Consider the following 15,236-nt stretch of genomic DNA (forward strand, 5'->3'; position numbering starts at 1 on the left):
TCATATAGTAAGAAAAGCTTAAAGCGTAATTTCTTCCTTCTCAGTAAACATGACTTGAATCAACTGCTTAATATGTTCATCATTCAAAGAATAAAAAGCTAGTTTTCCTTCTTTACGGTAGCTTGCAATTCCCATATTACGAAGAAGTCTCAAATGATGAGAAGCTGTTGCTACTGTAGACCCAACAATATTGGCCGCATCACAAACACATAATTCTTCTCCCTTATACAAAGCAAGAACAATTTTCAATCTTGTTTCATCGGCTAAAGCTTTTAAAGACTTCGTTATATCTTGAACCTCCTCAATATCTATAGATGATTTAATACGATTAACTTTCTCTTCGTTATAACAATAAATATCGCAGCGATCTTTTGCCATAATTTCCTCCTTATATTCAAACATTCAAATGTTCATTTGTTTATAATATATGCCATTTTCATAAAATGTTCAAATATTTATTTGATTATTTTAATTATATTTTGAAACAAGAACTAAATTGATTGTAAAAAGACATATGCTGGATAGCAGAGGGTAGTTTAAGGTTGATGCAAAAAGGAGGAAAGACATGAAGTGTCTTAAAGCATTGAAAGTATTTTATGTACTTTTAGCTGTAGTCGGAGCCATTCTAGCTATCGTTTCTTATTTTCAGCATTCACTTTACTTGAAGTCATTTGGCCTTGTTTTGTTAGGAGCATCGCTCGTTTTTAATAGTTACGCTACTCATTTAGAGTGGAAAGGAAAAGGGCCCTTTCTTTACATGGGCATAGGTCTAATAGTGATTGTGATAGCTATAGGCGGATTCACTGAGGCATGGTAACTATTAAGGTTAATGAAGAAAAGTCTATATAGTTAAACTATGTATAGAATGTTTTAGATTTTAACATCTAAGAACAACCTAACTATCCTCATTTCTAATAAAGTTGTCTTTCCAAGCTTTATCTCTTATCTATGTAGTAGGTTCTTATTTAGCTTCTTGTTATATAACGAAAAGAAAAGCAGTGAAAAAGAAAAGAACACCACCATCATAAGATTTAAGCAATAAAAAAAAGAGCAAATCTTTTGGATTTGCTCTTTTTTATGAATACGTATCACTAGAGAAGAAAATATCTATTTTGTAGCAGAGGGATTAGCTTTACATTTGATTTTCTTGTCCATGGCACAGCATTTGAGTGAACAAAATTTACTTGTAGCTCTTATTGGTTTGTATTCTTTTTGGCATATCTTACACTTTTTTACCGGATATTTGATATAACCTTCACCCTTGCATGATTGAGAACAATATTTTGCATTTTTGCTATAGCTTTTGAATTCAGAATTGCATACTTGGCAGATAAAATTAGCCATATTGATGATCGCTCCTAGTTGCCTTTTTAGAGTAGTGTATCATTTACATCTTCTATGTGGTAACACAATGCTCTTTGATTATAATGAAAAAGAGTCTTATATTAAGCGTTTCTAAATTAAAAGCGCATTATATAGAATCAGATGCTTTTAATCAAAGGAATTTATTCTTTGGGTGCAGTTAATACAATTGAATATATAATGTTTAAGTAACAAAAAATAAAATATTCATAAAAGAATCATGGGCATTGTAATTAAAAAATTAGAAAAAAAGGATGGGGTAACCATTCTTTTTTTTATTAGCGAATGCTAATTTTTCTGCTAAAGATATGTAAAACTTAGGTATGATTGCTTTTTCTTCGAATAGGTTAATTGTAAATGACAATATAGCTGAAAGGAAGTAACAAGCATGCACATACAAATGAATTTGTTATTCACTTTAGGTTCATTACTTGGTTTATTAGTAGGTGGTGGCCTCCTTAAAATAGTAAGCTATGTAGTTCAGGGAAAGATTCAGTTTATGTATGCCATATGTGGAGGAATCTTATTAGGATTATTGTTATTTGATATCCTTCCCTCTACTTGGCATATATACGACCTAAAAGGGGTACTATTGGGAATTGTTGCAGGATATGTCGTAATGCTATGTATTGATCTCTTTTTGCATAAGCAAAATAGTAAAATTTCACCTTTACAAGCACTCATTTTATTAACGGTTGCTATATTCTTTCATAATGTAATTACTGGAATTACATTCGGTATAACCGATATACATGAATCAACTTCTGTATTTGTAGCCACAATTTTACACCAGGTCCCCGAGGGCATGGCGATCATGACTGTTCTTTCTGTAGCAAAAGTCCCTCAATTATTCTTTATACTAATTGTAGCCTTCTTATCTCTATCCTTAGGTGGGAGTTTATTGATTGGAGAAAGCGTACAAGCTTCCTCACTTAAATTACAAGCTTTATCGACTGGGGGAGCAATCGGAACATTGTCCTTCGTTATCTTTCATGAAGTAATAGGCAAGGCTATAACTCATTTCAGACGCCTACATGTATGGATGCTTATAGGCTTAGGGGTATTAATTATTTACTTTTATCAGTATTCGCTTTCACTGTTTCACAGTCATTAAAGATATTTTGTTTTTCGATGTTTTAAAAACGCCAATAATGATGAATACACCTTGTGGGTGGAGCTTTTCCCTACTATTATAGAATTAGTTACTAAAATAAATAGTAGGAAAGGATGTTTCTGTTGCATAAAAAGTCTCTATTTGTATTAATCATGTTAGTCATAAGTATATTCTCTGTAGCTTGTTCAAATACAAATGAAGAAAAGGTAAGTAAAGAAAAAACAAGCCAAACAACGAAAGACCACGAACAACACTCAGAAGTCGCTAGTGGTGATATTAGGGAAGAAACAGCAAGTAATGAAGTTTTGCCGGAATTTTTAAAAGAGAAATCGGAAGATATGCAGGTCATTTATGCAAATGCTGCACAAAATAAAGAGTTGTTAGAGAAGATTCCATGCTACTGTGGCTGTGGTGAATCGGCAGGGCACAAAAATAACTATGATTGCTTTATCCATGAGAATAAAGAAGATGGTAAGGTAGTATGGGATGACCATGGAACAAAATGTGGTGTTTGTCTCGAGATTGCAGCTCAGTCAGTTTCTGATTTAAAATCGGGTAAATCAATTAAACAAATTCGTCAATCAATTGATGAAAAATATAAAAGTGGTTATGCTAAACCAACACCAACTCCAGAGGTTTAAAATCCCCTTTATAAAAGGAGAAAATGATGATAGTATTCCTTATCTTAATGGCTTGTTTTGGATTAACTTTAACCCTTTTAGGCTTATGGTTTGTAATTAAAGATGGTAAGAGGAGTATAAAAAATAATTGGAAACAAAGGTAAAGAGATTAAAAGTCTTATTCATGTAGGAACGATGATTGTTAAAATTACGTTTTTAAAACAATATAAAGTGTTTTGTTATAAATAAAAGAGAATAAATATTTTGAAGAAGTCTTTACGTTTTTTAAGTAAAGACTTCTTTTTTTATAAATTGGCATCAACTTTTCAGAAAAATTGTGAACAAACAGTGACATAGCTTGCTGATTGGAATGCTACTATTTATTATTATAGAGCTAGTAATAATAATATACGGAAGAAAGGATGCTTAGGTTGTTCAAAAAACTTTTATTTTTATCAGCAATATTAATAATCACTATTATATGGGCCATTTTACCAAATATGAATGAGGAAAAAGATGCTCAAAAAAATAATAACACAGCAGATGCTAGTGAGGATGTCAGAGAAGAGACAGCGAATCAAACCTTACCTACATTCTTGAGTGAGAAACCTGACAATATAAAAATAGTCTATACAGAAGTTTCGAAGAATAAAAAGTTATTGGAGAACATTCCATGTTATTGTGACAGTGGGGCAGCAGAAGGTCATAAGAGTAACTATGATTGTTTTATTAAAGAGAACAAAGATAACGGTAGAATAGTATGGGATGCTCATGCAACAAATTCTCGAGTCTGTCCAAATATTGCGTCTCAAGCGATTGTAGACTATAATGATGGAAAATCAATCAAAGAAATTCGCCAGGATATTGAGGATAAGTATAAAGAAGGGTACCCTAATCCTACTCCCACTCCTGAAGTATGATTCTAAATTGAGTAACAATCGTAAGATCACACACATTAAAAAGCCAGCAGATACTATTAATCGGTTGGCTTTTTTAATTAAGGATAATTAGATACTAAGAACCGGTCAGTTGGTGAATATGTTTTCAAATCTGTGGCACTTACTTCTTCTTTTGACCAAAATTCCGCAAAGAGATTCTACATCTATGGGTTAAAAATAGTCCATTTTAATAGTGAAAAAAGCTCTGACTTTAAACTGTCACCAGATCCTCTTTTTTTCTATTTCATTTAGAAATAGTGGTGAATCGTGATTTTGGAATCACTTCCATTCCTAATGTTACTAGACGTCTGTCTTAATCTTTCGCATAAATAAAATGCTTTGTTATCATAATAAAGAAGACCATTAATCATATGCATTTGTCTCATTATGTATCCAATTTTCATAAGATGATTAGGTTTAGTTCAATGAATTTGCCTATATAGAAATGTCCTGATAGAAGATATTCTCAGTGGAAAGCTTTCGTTTCAAGAACAATATTAGGATTCTTTTCACCATCTTATCTAGAAGCAGCTACTATAGTGTGTTAACAAGGAATGTTGACACATTAATCTTGAAATGCATATAATCAATATATGAACAAATGTTCATATATTCACTTTAATGAAAACATGTTCAGGTAGATTACAGCTAACAACTATACTATGTATATTAAAAGTTTAACTATTTAAAATCCTGAATATGCATATAGGAGGGAGAAAAATGTCAGATTTTTTTAGACGTTTATTAGGTGATCATCATGACGATCATCACCGTCGACATGGGCATCACGGTGACCATCACGGGGACCATCACGATGACCATCATGAATATTACGAAGAGCCTCGTCCATATCGCTATGGGGAACCAAGAACTACACCAAGGCCTTCAAATATCATTACTTGTCGGCGCTGTAATGCTTCTAATGATGTAAGTCATAAATTTTGTTATGAATGTGGAGATAGGCTTCAAAAAAATCCTGTAGTTTGTCCAAAATGCAATAATACTGTAATGGGACACGCAAAATTTTGTCAGCAGTGTGGAACATCCATTAGATGAACAAAACCTTCTCTTCTTACAACGTGAAGAGAAGGTTTTGTCATTAAAAGCTAATTTTTATTTACCTATACTATAAAAAGCACATATTTATTTTGTTCTTAAAACATCAAAACAACTACTCATTATGCTTTCCATATATTAAATTAAAGATGTGAAATTAACCTTTCACGCACTTTACAGCTTGATTTAGAAACCCGAAGTCTTGTGTTATGGTTTCATAGAGACAAATCAGAAACAGATGCTAAATTATCATTAGCATAAAGTAGAGAAATTGTAATTTTATTCTTTACCATTCCAATTCTTATCAATGTCAAACATTTCTCCTCCATGGGCATGTTGTTGGTCCTCTACTTGAATTGTCACGTGACCAATTTGAAACTTTTTCTCTAGAACCTGTTCAATGTTACGAATAATGTTCATAGTTTCTCGAACTGTGATACTTCCATCTACTTCAATATGACTGCTCATGGCGTTTTTATTCGAAGTTAAACTCCAAATATGAAGATCATGAATGTCTTTAACATCTGGTATAGATTTAATTGCTGTTTCTACTTCTTTAAATTCGATTCCAGCAGGGGTCCCTTCCATTAATACAACATAGGTTTCTTTTATAATACGCCACGCCCCAACTGCCACAAGTAGAGCAATTAAAATACTTAAAATAGGATCTAGAATATACCACTGTGTAAAATACATAATTATACCTGCTACAATGACCCCTGCTGAAGCTGCAGCATCACCCATTACGTGAAGCATTGCACTTCGAATATTTACGTTGTCAGCTTGATTTTTCATACCTAGACCTATGTAAAGGTTTACAACAAGTCCAATCCCTGCGGTAATAAACAAAACAGTTCCTTGAACGGGTTCGGGATTTGTAATACGTTTATACGCTTCTCCACCAATAAAGATGGCTATTCCAATTAATGTTAGTGCATTTAAAAGTGCAGCAAGTATCGTAATACGGTGATAGCCGTATGTCATAGAAGGTGAAGGGGGGTTCAACGACATTCGAATGGCTAGCCATGCCACAATTAGTGAGGCCACGTCGGTTAACATGTGCCCAGCATCGCTTAATAAAGCCAGGCTATTTGCTAAAAAACCGCCTATCACTTCTGCAATTAATACCAATACGCCTAAAAAAATTGCCTTTTTTAATTTGTCTTGTGCAACATGAACATGTCCCATTCCATGAGCATGTTCATCATGGTTATCATTATGTTGGTGAACATGTTCGTTATTTTCTAGAATTCTCTCCATCATATCCTCCTTATAGCATATTATTGTTTTTGAAATCGAGGTGATTTTATAACTTCTTTCAGTTAATCCATTAATTTTTAATAAAGAAGCGCACATTTTTATCATTATCTTAATTTTTTATTCCCACTTTATATCTAGAGCATATTTTAAATAATGGTTGGAATTTTTCTTCGTTAACTCCATTAATAATAGTATTTGTTTGTTCAGAAAACTTTATGCTGTGCTATGAAGTGTTTTTGAGTAAATGATAAAAACAGTGATATTTATACTTTATGGATTAAGAGCTGAATATTAAGCTCTTAAGAAAGGAAATATTATTAATTGTTTAGTAAATATCCATTGACACATTAGAGGCATGCTACATATAATAAAAACAAACATATGAACATATGAATTATTGTTCATATATTCAAGGATGTGAAAATATGATAACAAATAAAGAAACTAAAACAGCAGCAACAACTCAGGAAACGTGCAGTCAAACAGTTATTCACGAAGAAGTAGTAGCAAAAGTAAAAGAGACAACACCAAGTCAAGAAGTCTTAACAGATGTCGCAGAGTTATTTAAAGTATTAGGAGACCGAACAAGAACACGTATTCTCCACGCTTTATTTGAAACGGAAATGTGTGTATGTGATTTGGCTTATCTATTAGAAATGACACAATCATCCATTTCTCATCAGTTACGTGTCTTGAAGCAAGCTAAGCTGGTTAAAAACCGTAAGGCAGGAAAAGTAGTATATTACTCACTTGCTGATCACCATGTGATTCAAATTTTCAATCAGGCATTCCAACATGTGACTGAAGATAACATACAAGAAGAATAGAGGCGAGAAATCAATGGAAGAACAAAAGCAAAAAGTGAAACGGGAGCTGTTACTAGAGGGGTTAGATTGTGCAAACTGTGCTCTTAAAATTGAAAATGGAGTAAAGGGTATACAAGGAGTATCCTCATGTTCTGTTAACTTTGTTACAAAGACTCTGATTTTAGAGACTGATAATACTCAAGAAGGAACAGTTATATCAGAGGCAAAGAAAAAAGTGAAGACGTTAGAACCTCATATCAATATACAAGAAAAAGATGGATCTAAAAGAACTGCTTCTGTAAGAACTTTGTATTTAAAAGGATTGGATTGTGCAAATTGCGCAGCCAAAATTGAACAAGGAGTAGGAAAGCTAGAAGGAGTAACATCTTCTACTGTTGATTTTGTTTCTAAAAAACTAATTATGGAAGCTTCTAATCCAGATCAACTAGATCAATTAGAAAATGAAGCTACAAAGATTGTGAAAAAGTTAGAACCAGAAGTAGAAGTGATATCAGAGTCTCGTAAACACGATGACGGTCATGCTCATGGTCACGACCATGAACACGGAAATGAAAACACCAAAAAAATGTTCGCTCGATTGGGAATAGGTGCTGTGCTAGCCGGAATCGGAATGTTTGCTCCTGTTCCCGGAGTGGCAGAGCTTGGATTATTTCTCATTGCTTATCTGATTATAGGTGGAGATATCGTTTTAAGAGCTGTAAAAAATATTATAAGAGGGCAAGTTTTTGATGAACATTTTCTTATGGCTCTAGCGACGATTGGTGCTTTTTCTATTAAACAATATCCTGAAGGGGTTGCAGTTATGCTCTTCTACCAAGTGGGAGAATTATTCCAAAGCATTGCTGTAAATCGTTCGCGTAAGTCTATTAGCGCACTCATGGATATTCGACCGGATTCCGCAAATGTAAAACGTGGAAGTGAATTCGTAAAAGTTTCTCCGGAAGATGTAAATATAGGCGATATCATCTTGATTAAACCTGGCGAAAAAGTTCCATTAGATGGGAAAGTATTAGTTGGTAGCTCAATGATGGATACATCAGCTTTAACAGGGGAATCTGTACCACGAGAAGTGGAAGTTGGAAGTGATGTGCTTAGTGGGTTTATTAATAAGAATGGTGTTTTAACGGTAGAAGTAACAAAAGGATTTGAAGAATCAACAGTATCTAAAATTTTAGAATTAGTTCAAAATGCAAGTAGTCGAAAAGCACCAACAGAAAACTTCATTACAAAATTTGCTCGTTATTACACCCCAGTTGTAGTAATTGTTGCAACTGCGTTAGCTGTTATACCACCTTTATTGATAAGTGGAGCGACTTTTTCAGATTGGATTTATCGTGCACTAGTATTCCTAGTGATTTCATGTCCTTGTGCACTTGTCGTTTCAATTCCATTAGGTTTCTTTGGAGGAATAGGTGCTGCATCTAAAACAGGCATCCTTGTAAAAGGAAGTAACTATTTAGAAGCGTTAAACGATGTTAAATATGTTGTATTTGATAAAACGGGTACTTTGACCAAAGGTGTATTTAAAGTAACAGGTATTCGTCCTAAGTTTAACTTTACAAAAGAACAGGTTTTGGAATATGCAGCTTTAGCTGAAGTGCACTCTAATCATCCAATTGCTGAGTCTATCAGAAAGGCATATGGAAAGAAAATAAATGAAGATTCAATACAAGAATATAATGAGATTTCGGGTCATGGTATTCAAATCACAGTAGGTGGAAAAGAAATTTTGGCTGGAAATGCCAAACTTATGAACAAAGAAAAAATTGAATTTCAACAACCAAATGAAACTGGGACCATTGTCCATATTTCGGTAGATAAAAAATACGCAGGATATATCGTCATTTCTGATGAAGTAAAAGAAGACTCTGCGCAAGCAATTCAATCTTTAAAAGAATTAGGCATAAAAAAGACAGTTATGTTAACTGGAGATGCAAAAGCAGTAGGAGAATCAGTGGGTAAGCAGTTAGGAGTAGATGAAGTCCATGCAGAGTTGTTACCTCAACATAAGGTAGAGGAAATTGAAAAACTAGATGCACAAAAATCTCCAAAAGAAAAAATTATATTTGTTGGCGATGGTATTAACGATACACCTGTTTTAGCACGAGCAGATGTTGGAATGGCCATGGGTGGCCTAGGTTCAGATGCAGCCATTGAGGCAGCAGACATTGTCATTATGACAGATGAGCCTTCTAAAATCCCAACAGCTATCGGTATTGCTAAACGTACTCGTCGCATCGTATGGCAAAATATTTTATTTGCCTTGGGAGTTAAAGTTATCTTCTTGCTATTAGGTGCATTTGGAATTGCAACCATGTGGGAAGCAGTCTTTTCAGATGTGGGTGTGACGTTGCTAGCTGTTTTAAATGCCATGCGTGTCTTACGTTTAAAATAAATAAAAATAAAGCTGACCAATCTTGTAATGGTCAGCTTTATTTTTTATGCACAACACCTGCAATTAAGAATTTTCCCACTACAATTTTGTCATACTTTTACCACTTTTTCTTCATAACTATTTTATATAATTGAATATAGTCCATGTTAAAAATTAACTACCTATGGCTATTAGAAAAAGTCATTTGATAAAGCACAAAGAGAGGCCTTAATCAATGTTAATCCAAAGAATTATTATATTGCTATTCATTATAGTATTTACACTTGCAGCTTTTTCTACTTATCATTTGTTTGTTACTGATTCATACTTTAACCTAAAAACAGCTTTTCGTTTACTAAATCATATTCCTTTCAGCCTGACAAATATATTTATTTTAGTGTGCGGTATCATAGGAGCTGTAGTGTTATTGTTTAAGCGATTTAAAGACAAGAAATAAATACGATAATCACCGTATTTAGGTAGCTTAAAAGCACATCTAAAGCTTTCAGCAACAAAAGTTTAAAATATGGAAAATAAAAAGTTATAAACTGTTGTTACGTAAGGGACATTAATGTCCCTCACTTTTTTAGTCTACATCAAATAATTTATTATTTTGTTTCCTTTAATTCATTATGATTGTTCTTCATTCCTCTTTTTAGAAAGAATAAGAGAGATAAACACAGTCCAGCCCCGATTCCTACTGTTAAATTAGTAAAGACGGTAAGTAAAAAAGTGATCGTTAAAATCAATGAATTTTGGGATTTATCTTTTAGAATAATAGAAAATTGTTCTCTTTTACTTATGTTCCATGCTACCAGCATTAAAACAGGAGCCAAGCTAGCAAGGGAGACATATGAAGCATATGGTGCAAGTAATAATAAAACAAATAACACAAATAGGGCATGCGTTATTCCTGCAATAGGTGAAGAGGCGCCATTTTTTATATTTGTTACAGTCCGTGCTATCTCTCCTGCAGCTGGGATTCCATGAAATAAGGGGGTAACCATATTTACAATCCCCTGACCAATTAGCTCCCTTTTGCTACAATGTTTTGATTGAGTCATTTCGTCCGCAACCCGAGCTGTCAACAAAGATTGCAATCCTACAAGTACTGCTATGACAAAAGATGAGGGTAAAAGAGCTATCATCTTGTCAATAGTAACCTGGGGGAAATGAGGTATAGGAAGCTGGTTTGGAATTTTTCCATAAATTGAACTGATGGTTTCAATTTGACTTGAAAAGAGCATAGATGAGATTAAACTTGAAAAAAGTATTCCTAACAAATAAGAAATCCCTATGGATTTAGGTGAAAAATGCAGAACGACTAGAATGATTAACAAACAAAGGGTTGCAGTAATTACACTATAGATATTCACTCTAGTAAGGTTTTCAAATATTTCTTTCATATTTAGATAGAAGTATTTAGATTTATCAATATTATGCAACCCTAAAAAATTAGGGATTTGTCCAGTGAAAATAATAACGGCAATACCAGACTGAAAGCCTATAATCGTTGATTGAGGGAAATATTTAATTAAGCTTCCTACTTTGCATATTGCGAAGATAATTAGTAAAATACCGGCCATAAATCCTGCAATTAAGAGGTTTTCATATCCAAATTGCAACATAATACCTAATAAAACCGGGACAAAAGCACCGGTTGGCCCACCGATTTGAAATCGAGATCCTCCGAATATAGAAATTAATAAACCAGCTACAATGGTTGTGTAAAGTCCTGTAACAGGGTTTATACCTGAAGCAATAGCAAATCCTAAACCTAATGGAATAGCTATGATACCAACTACAATTCCTGATAGTACGTCCCTTTTTAAATGATGTACAGAGTATTCTCTAAGTACCTCTAATTTCATAGATATATATTACCCTCCTAATTAATAAAGAATCTGCTATAGACTTTATTTTTTTGCTATATTAATAACTTGTTTTTTATTTTTAAAGGTTAATTCCATATCTAGGTCAGACATTCTGCTAATTCCGCAATGTTCACCTTAATTAAAATATCATAGAACGGATGTTCTGTTGGTAATCACACGTGTTGAAATCATAATTATCTGATTATTACATTTAGCCGTTTTATGTGTTTTACTTCTCCTTTATTAAAATTTTACTATCACAAAACTCTATCACCTCTCTAAATTTAATTATTAACTACTTAATAATTTAAAAGGGAAAATTGAAGAAATGGTGAAGTTTTCTATTTTAGATTCTTTTTACCTATTTTTTTGAAAAAAGAGCCTTCCTACCTAAATAAAAACTTCATAATTTCTTCAAAGTTATAATGTAAAATTAAAAATGATTAGTATATTTGATGTAACCTAAGAGTTTAGCATAATTATAATAGCTTATTTAGAAACGATTCTAAATCTACTATAGTAGATTTTATCTTTATTATCTTTTAATTGAATGTGGGAGGAACTTTTATGAAGAAAAAAGTATTAATTGTTGATGATGAATGGAATATGAGGAATTTATTGAAAATTTATCTAAAAGATGAATTTCATGTTATAGAAGCTGATGATGGCGGTACAGCCTTATCTCTGATCTATGCAGAACATTTTGACCTTATCATACTTGATATTATGCTACCATATATAGATGGTTGGAAAATTTGTAAAGAGATAAGAAAAGAAAAAAACACTCCTATCCTCATGTTAACAGCTCGTAACGAATTAAAGGATAAGGTTTATGGACTGGGAATAGGAGCTGATGATTATCTAGGAAAGCCCTTTGAACCCGATGAGTTAGTTGCTCGAGTTAAATCCTTGTTGAGAAGATCGTTTATGAATGAAAATTATCTAGAAAATGTTTTAGTGTTTGGAGAACAGTTATTGATTATAAAGACAGATAGTAGAATAGTTTTCGTGAAAGGGGAGAAATTGGATTTGACTCCTAAAGAATATGATGTTCTTTACTTATTAGCTAAGCAACCTCATCGTTTATTTACAAGGGATGTATTATTAGATGTAGTTTGGGGGCTTAAGGATATAAAAGATGTAAGAACGGTTGATACACACATTAAAAATATTCGAATAAAGTTAAAACAGAAGATGCCTACTTATAATCCTATAAAAACGGTCTGGGGACTTGGATATAGATTTGATCCAGTAGATGAAGAATAATGAGATGGAATAGTATTGTTTTTAAATTAGGACTCATTATTTTTATTATTTTAGTAAGTGTACTCTTACCACTTATTTATGCTATCAACCAGTTATTTTCTGGTTTCTACTTAAGTGAGAATCACCATCAAATTGACCGGTTAGCTGATAAATACTCCAATATTCTCAAGAGTACAGAAGATCTTGAATCTCTCTCAACAGTTGCTAGCTTAACAGAAACTAAAATCTGTATTATTGATCAAGAGGGAAAGATTCTATATAGCTCTAATAAAGGTCTATTTCGCTCAGGTAACCATGTATCAAATAAGTTATTACAAACGCTTAATTCAAAACAAACTATCCAAATAGAATATCAGCATCCGACTAATAACACTAATTACATTGTTTCAGGAAAACCTCTACGTTTATCAAATAAAGTAAGTGGGGGATTATTAGTATTTTCAGATGCAGAACATATAAAAAATTCAGTTCGTCATATGCAATTGTTGTTAGTGGTATCTTTAGTGGGAGCCTTATTTATTGCATTGGGATTTACTTACATTGCCTCAAAGAAACTTGCTTCCCCCCTTCTAGAAATGGAAAAAGTAACACGTGAAGTAGCAAAAGGAAAATTCTATAATAAAGTAGATGTTTCTTCAAATGATGAAGTAGGGTCATTAGCTTTAGCTATAAATGATTTAGGCCAAGAATTAGAAAGGTACAGAAATAGGCAGAGAGATTTCTTTGCTAATATTTCTCATGATTTAAGAACTCCTATCTCTTATATTAAAGGTTATACACAAGTAATTTACGATAAACTTTATACAGATGAAAAAGAAAAAGAACAATATTTATCCATTATTATAAATGAAGTGAATCAACTAAATGTATTAATAGACGACCTATTTGAATTGTCTAAAATTGAAGGAGGGCAATTAGAACTTTATCTAAATTGGATTAATATTCAAGAGTTAATTGAGGGATGTCTCAATAAAATAACATTAAAAGCAAAACAGAAGAATATACAACTCTCCATAGAACTAAAGGATAATATTCCTTATATCTATACAGATGGTGCACGCTTAGAGCAGTTGTTAATGAACATACTAGAGAATGCAATACGCTATAACAAGTTAAATGGTCATGTAGAGATAAAAGGATGGATAGAGAAAAAAAGAGTTCATTTATCCGTAAAAGATACAGGCATAGGTATAGCAGAAGAAGATCTTCCATACATTTTTGAAAGGTTTTATAAAACAGATAAATCTAGGTCAAACCGTGTAGGGAGCACAGGTCTCGGACTGTCAATTGTTAAACACCTTGTTTTATTGTTAGAAGGAGAAATAAAAGTAAAGAGCACCTTACATAAAGGAACTACTTTTCTTATTACCTTACCCTCTAAAATAAAGGGAGACGTACAAAATGAAAAGCTTTAAACGTTATCTTCCAATTTTATTTATTATTTTAGGTATTTCATGTCTCGTAGCTGTTAGTAACTCTTTATATGTAGATAAGCATTTTCTTAAAGCATTAATGGGAATAGTTGTTCTAATGTCCTTTCCTGTTCTTTTGGTAATTATTTATCGTAAAATACAAAAAAAAAAATAATCTACTTAACAAGGTTGATTCTAATGTAGTAAAAAAAGAAAATAAAATGGAAAATCACAGTTCTTTATTCCAACTTTTATAATAAACAGGTGGTGTAACATTCGTCAGAAAAATTTACTGCATAATGTAATTAATTCTTTAAATATTTATGATTTTATTGCACCAGACTAGATAATTTATATTTTAGGAGAGAGAATAAATTTATGAAACGCTTTTTTGTAATTGGCATAGTAAATGCTATCTTTTGTATAATTTTAGGGGCCTTTGGCTCTCATATAATTAAAAACATAGTTACACCCGAAATGTTAACCGTATGGAACACAGGTGTAACTTATCAAATGTTTCAAACTATAGCTTTAATCTTAGCTGGATTATTTCTATATAAAATTCCTAGTTCGCGAGCTCTAAAATGGTCTGGGTGGCTTTCTGTAATTGGAATTTTATTTTTTTCAGGAAGCCTCTATCTTCTTAGTGTAACAGGTCTTAAGGTATTGGGCCCAATTACTCCATTAGGGGGAATTTTATTCATAATTGCTTGGATTTTGTTGGTTATACCGTTATCTAAATTGTAAGTGTCCCAAAACAATAAAATAACCAATGAAAAACTTATTTTTAAGAGAGTTGTTTTCCATTGGTTATTTTGTTAATTTTTGTATAAATAATTGTTTTTCATTAATTTTTTCATCTTTGTGTTGTTACCTCATCTATTCCTGGTAGTATGTCTTCATATGATATTTCATTTGAAAACCCTTCTGGAATTCCAATCTCATTTGTCATGTTTTGAAGCAAGTTGGTTGATTCTATATTGTAACTTTTAGGTGAATCTTCTTTTTTTCTTACCACCTATATCCCTCCTTTTTAAATTTTACTATGTTGCATCTTAATTCTCTGGTTAACTCATAGAACTTTAAGGGGAGCATAAACCATAAACAAACATTATTGGGATCCACTAGATTTA

15 protein-coding genes are annotated in these 15,236 nt (G+C 32.5%); 11 read left to right on the forward strand and 4 right to left on the reverse strand.

Annotation, left to right across the window (positions count from 1 at the left end; genetic code table 11):
• Positions 1 to 18: 18 nt before the first annotated feature.
• On the reverse strand, positions 19 to 378 hold the full coding sequence (locus ACWATA_RS26490) for an ArsR/SmtB family transcription factor (protein WP_473050450.1): 360 nt from the start codon (positions 376 to 378) through the stop codon (positions 19 to 21).
• Positions 379 to 565: 187 nt separating this feature from the next.
• Between ACWATA_RS26490 and ACWATA_RS26495 the strand changes: the two genes are divergently transcribed.
• The 6 genes from ACWATA_RS26495 to ACWATA_RS26520 all read left to right on the forward strand — a co-directional run bounded on the left by ACWATA_RS26495 (position 566) and on the right by ACWATA_RS26520 (position 5,090).
• Entirely contained in the window at positions 566 to 817 is a 252-nt protein-coding gene (locus ACWATA_RS26495) for a hypothetical protein (protein WP_473050451.1), read from the forward strand.
• Between the two features lie 933 nt (positions 818 to 1,750).
• Complete coding sequence (locus ACWATA_RS26500) at positions 1,751 to 2,476, forward strand: ZIP family metal transporter (protein ID WP_221815889.1); 726 nt, start codon at positions 1,751 to 1,753, stop codon at positions 2,474 to 2,476.
• Between the two features lie 113 nt (positions 2,477 to 2,589).
• Positions 2,590 to 3,117: a PCYCGC motif-containing (lipo)protein gene (locus ACWATA_RS26505; RefSeq protein WP_221815888.1), complete on the forward strand. Its 528-nt coding sequence runs from the start codon at positions 2,590 to 2,592 to the stop codon at positions 3,115 to 3,117.
• A gap of 410 nt (positions 3,118 to 3,527) precedes the next feature.
• Positions 3,528 to 4,016, forward strand: coding sequence for a PCYCGC motif-containing (lipo)protein (locus tag ACWATA_RS26510; RefSeq protein WP_260620990.1), 489 nt, complete (start codon positions 3,528 to 3,530; stop codon positions 4,014 to 4,016).
• A gap of 775 nt (positions 4,017 to 4,791) precedes the next feature.
• Positions 4,792 to 4,965 (forward strand): hypothetical protein, encoded by a 174-nt coding sequence (locus ACWATA_RS26515; RefSeq protein ID WP_473050458.1) that lies wholly within the window; start codon positions 4,792 to 4,794, stop codon positions 4,963 to 4,965.
• The gene (locus tag ACWATA_RS26520) at positions 4,929 to 5,090 is read left to right on the forward strand and encodes a double zinc ribbon domain-containing protein (protein ID WP_473050456.1); all 162 of its coding nucleotides are present in this window, start codon (positions 4,929 to 4,931) and stop codon (positions 5,088 to 5,090) included. Before ACWATA_RS26515 ends, ACWATA_RS26520 begins: the two co-directional genes overlap by 37 nt.
• A 279-nt stretch (positions 5,091 to 5,369) precedes the next feature.
• On the opposite strand, the gene ACWATA_RS26525 is transcribed toward ACWATA_RS26520, so the two are convergent.
• On the reverse strand, positions 5,370 to 6,350 hold the full coding sequence (locus ACWATA_RS26525) for a cation diffusion facilitator family transporter (protein ID WP_221815885.1): 981 nt from the start codon (positions 6,348 to 6,350) through the stop codon (positions 5,370 to 5,372).
• 425 nt (positions 6,351 to 6,775) lie between these two features.
• Between ACWATA_RS26525 and ACWATA_RS26530 the strand changes: the two genes are divergently transcribed.
• Complete coding sequence (locus ACWATA_RS26530) at positions 6,776 to 7,177, forward strand: ArsR/SmtB family transcription factor (protein ID WP_221815884.1); 402 nt, start codon at positions 6,776 to 6,778, stop codon at positions 7,175 to 7,177.
• 13 nt (positions 7,178 to 7,190) lie between these two features.
• Positions 7,191 to 9,572: a heavy metal translocating P-type ATPase gene (locus ACWATA_RS26535; RefSeq protein WP_473050453.1), complete on the forward strand. Its 2,382-nt coding sequence runs from the start codon at positions 7,191 to 7,193 to the stop codon at positions 9,570 to 9,572.
• A 587-nt stretch (positions 9,573 to 10,159) separates the two neighbouring features.
• Here ACWATA_RS26535 and ACWATA_RS26540 read toward each other — a convergent pair.
• The gene (locus ACWATA_RS26540) at positions 10,160 to 11,422 is read right to left on the reverse strand and encodes a SulP family inorganic anion transporter (RefSeq protein ID WP_473050365.1); all 1,263 of its coding nucleotides are present in this window, start codon (positions 11,420 to 11,422) and stop codon (positions 10,160 to 10,162) included.
• Between the two features lie 570 nt (positions 11,423 to 11,992).
• On the opposite strand from ACWATA_RS26540, the gene ACWATA_RS26545 reads away from it, so the two are divergent.
• From ACWATA_RS26545 to ACWATA_RS26555, 3 genes are all read left to right on the forward strand, one after another.
• Positions 11,993 to 12,691 (forward strand): response regulator transcription factor, encoded by a 699-nt coding sequence (locus ACWATA_RS26545; protein ID WP_473050366.1) that lies wholly within the window; start codon positions 11,993 to 11,995, stop codon positions 12,689 to 12,691.
• The gene (locus ACWATA_RS26550; protein ID WP_473050367.1) at positions 12,691 to 14,106 is read left to right on the forward strand and encodes a sensor histidine kinase; all 1,416 of its coding nucleotides are present in this window, start codon (positions 12,691 to 12,693) and stop codon (positions 14,104 to 14,106) included. Before ACWATA_RS26545 ends, ACWATA_RS26550 begins: the two co-directional genes overlap by 1 nt.
• A gap of 375 nt (positions 14,107 to 14,481) precedes the next feature.
• Positions 14,482 to 14,850 carry a DUF423 domain-containing protein gene (locus ACWATA_RS26555; protein WP_221815879.1) on the forward strand — a complete coding sequence of 123 codons (369 nt, stop codon included), beginning with the start codon at positions 14,482 to 14,484 and terminating at the stop codon, positions 14,848 to 14,850.
• A gap of 109 nt (positions 14,851 to 14,959) precedes the next feature.
• Here the strand turns inward: ACWATA_RS26555 and ACWATA_RS26560 are convergent, their stop codons facing one another.
• A complete protein-coding gene (locus tag ACWATA_RS26560) occupies positions 14,960 to 15,121 on the reverse strand; it encodes a hypothetical protein (RefSeq protein ID WP_221815878.1) in 162 nt (53 codons plus the stop codon).
• Positions 15,122 to 15,236: the final 115 nt, after the last annotated feature.

The sequence above is a fragment of the Priestia sp. USM5 genome (genome assembly GCF_058323215.1).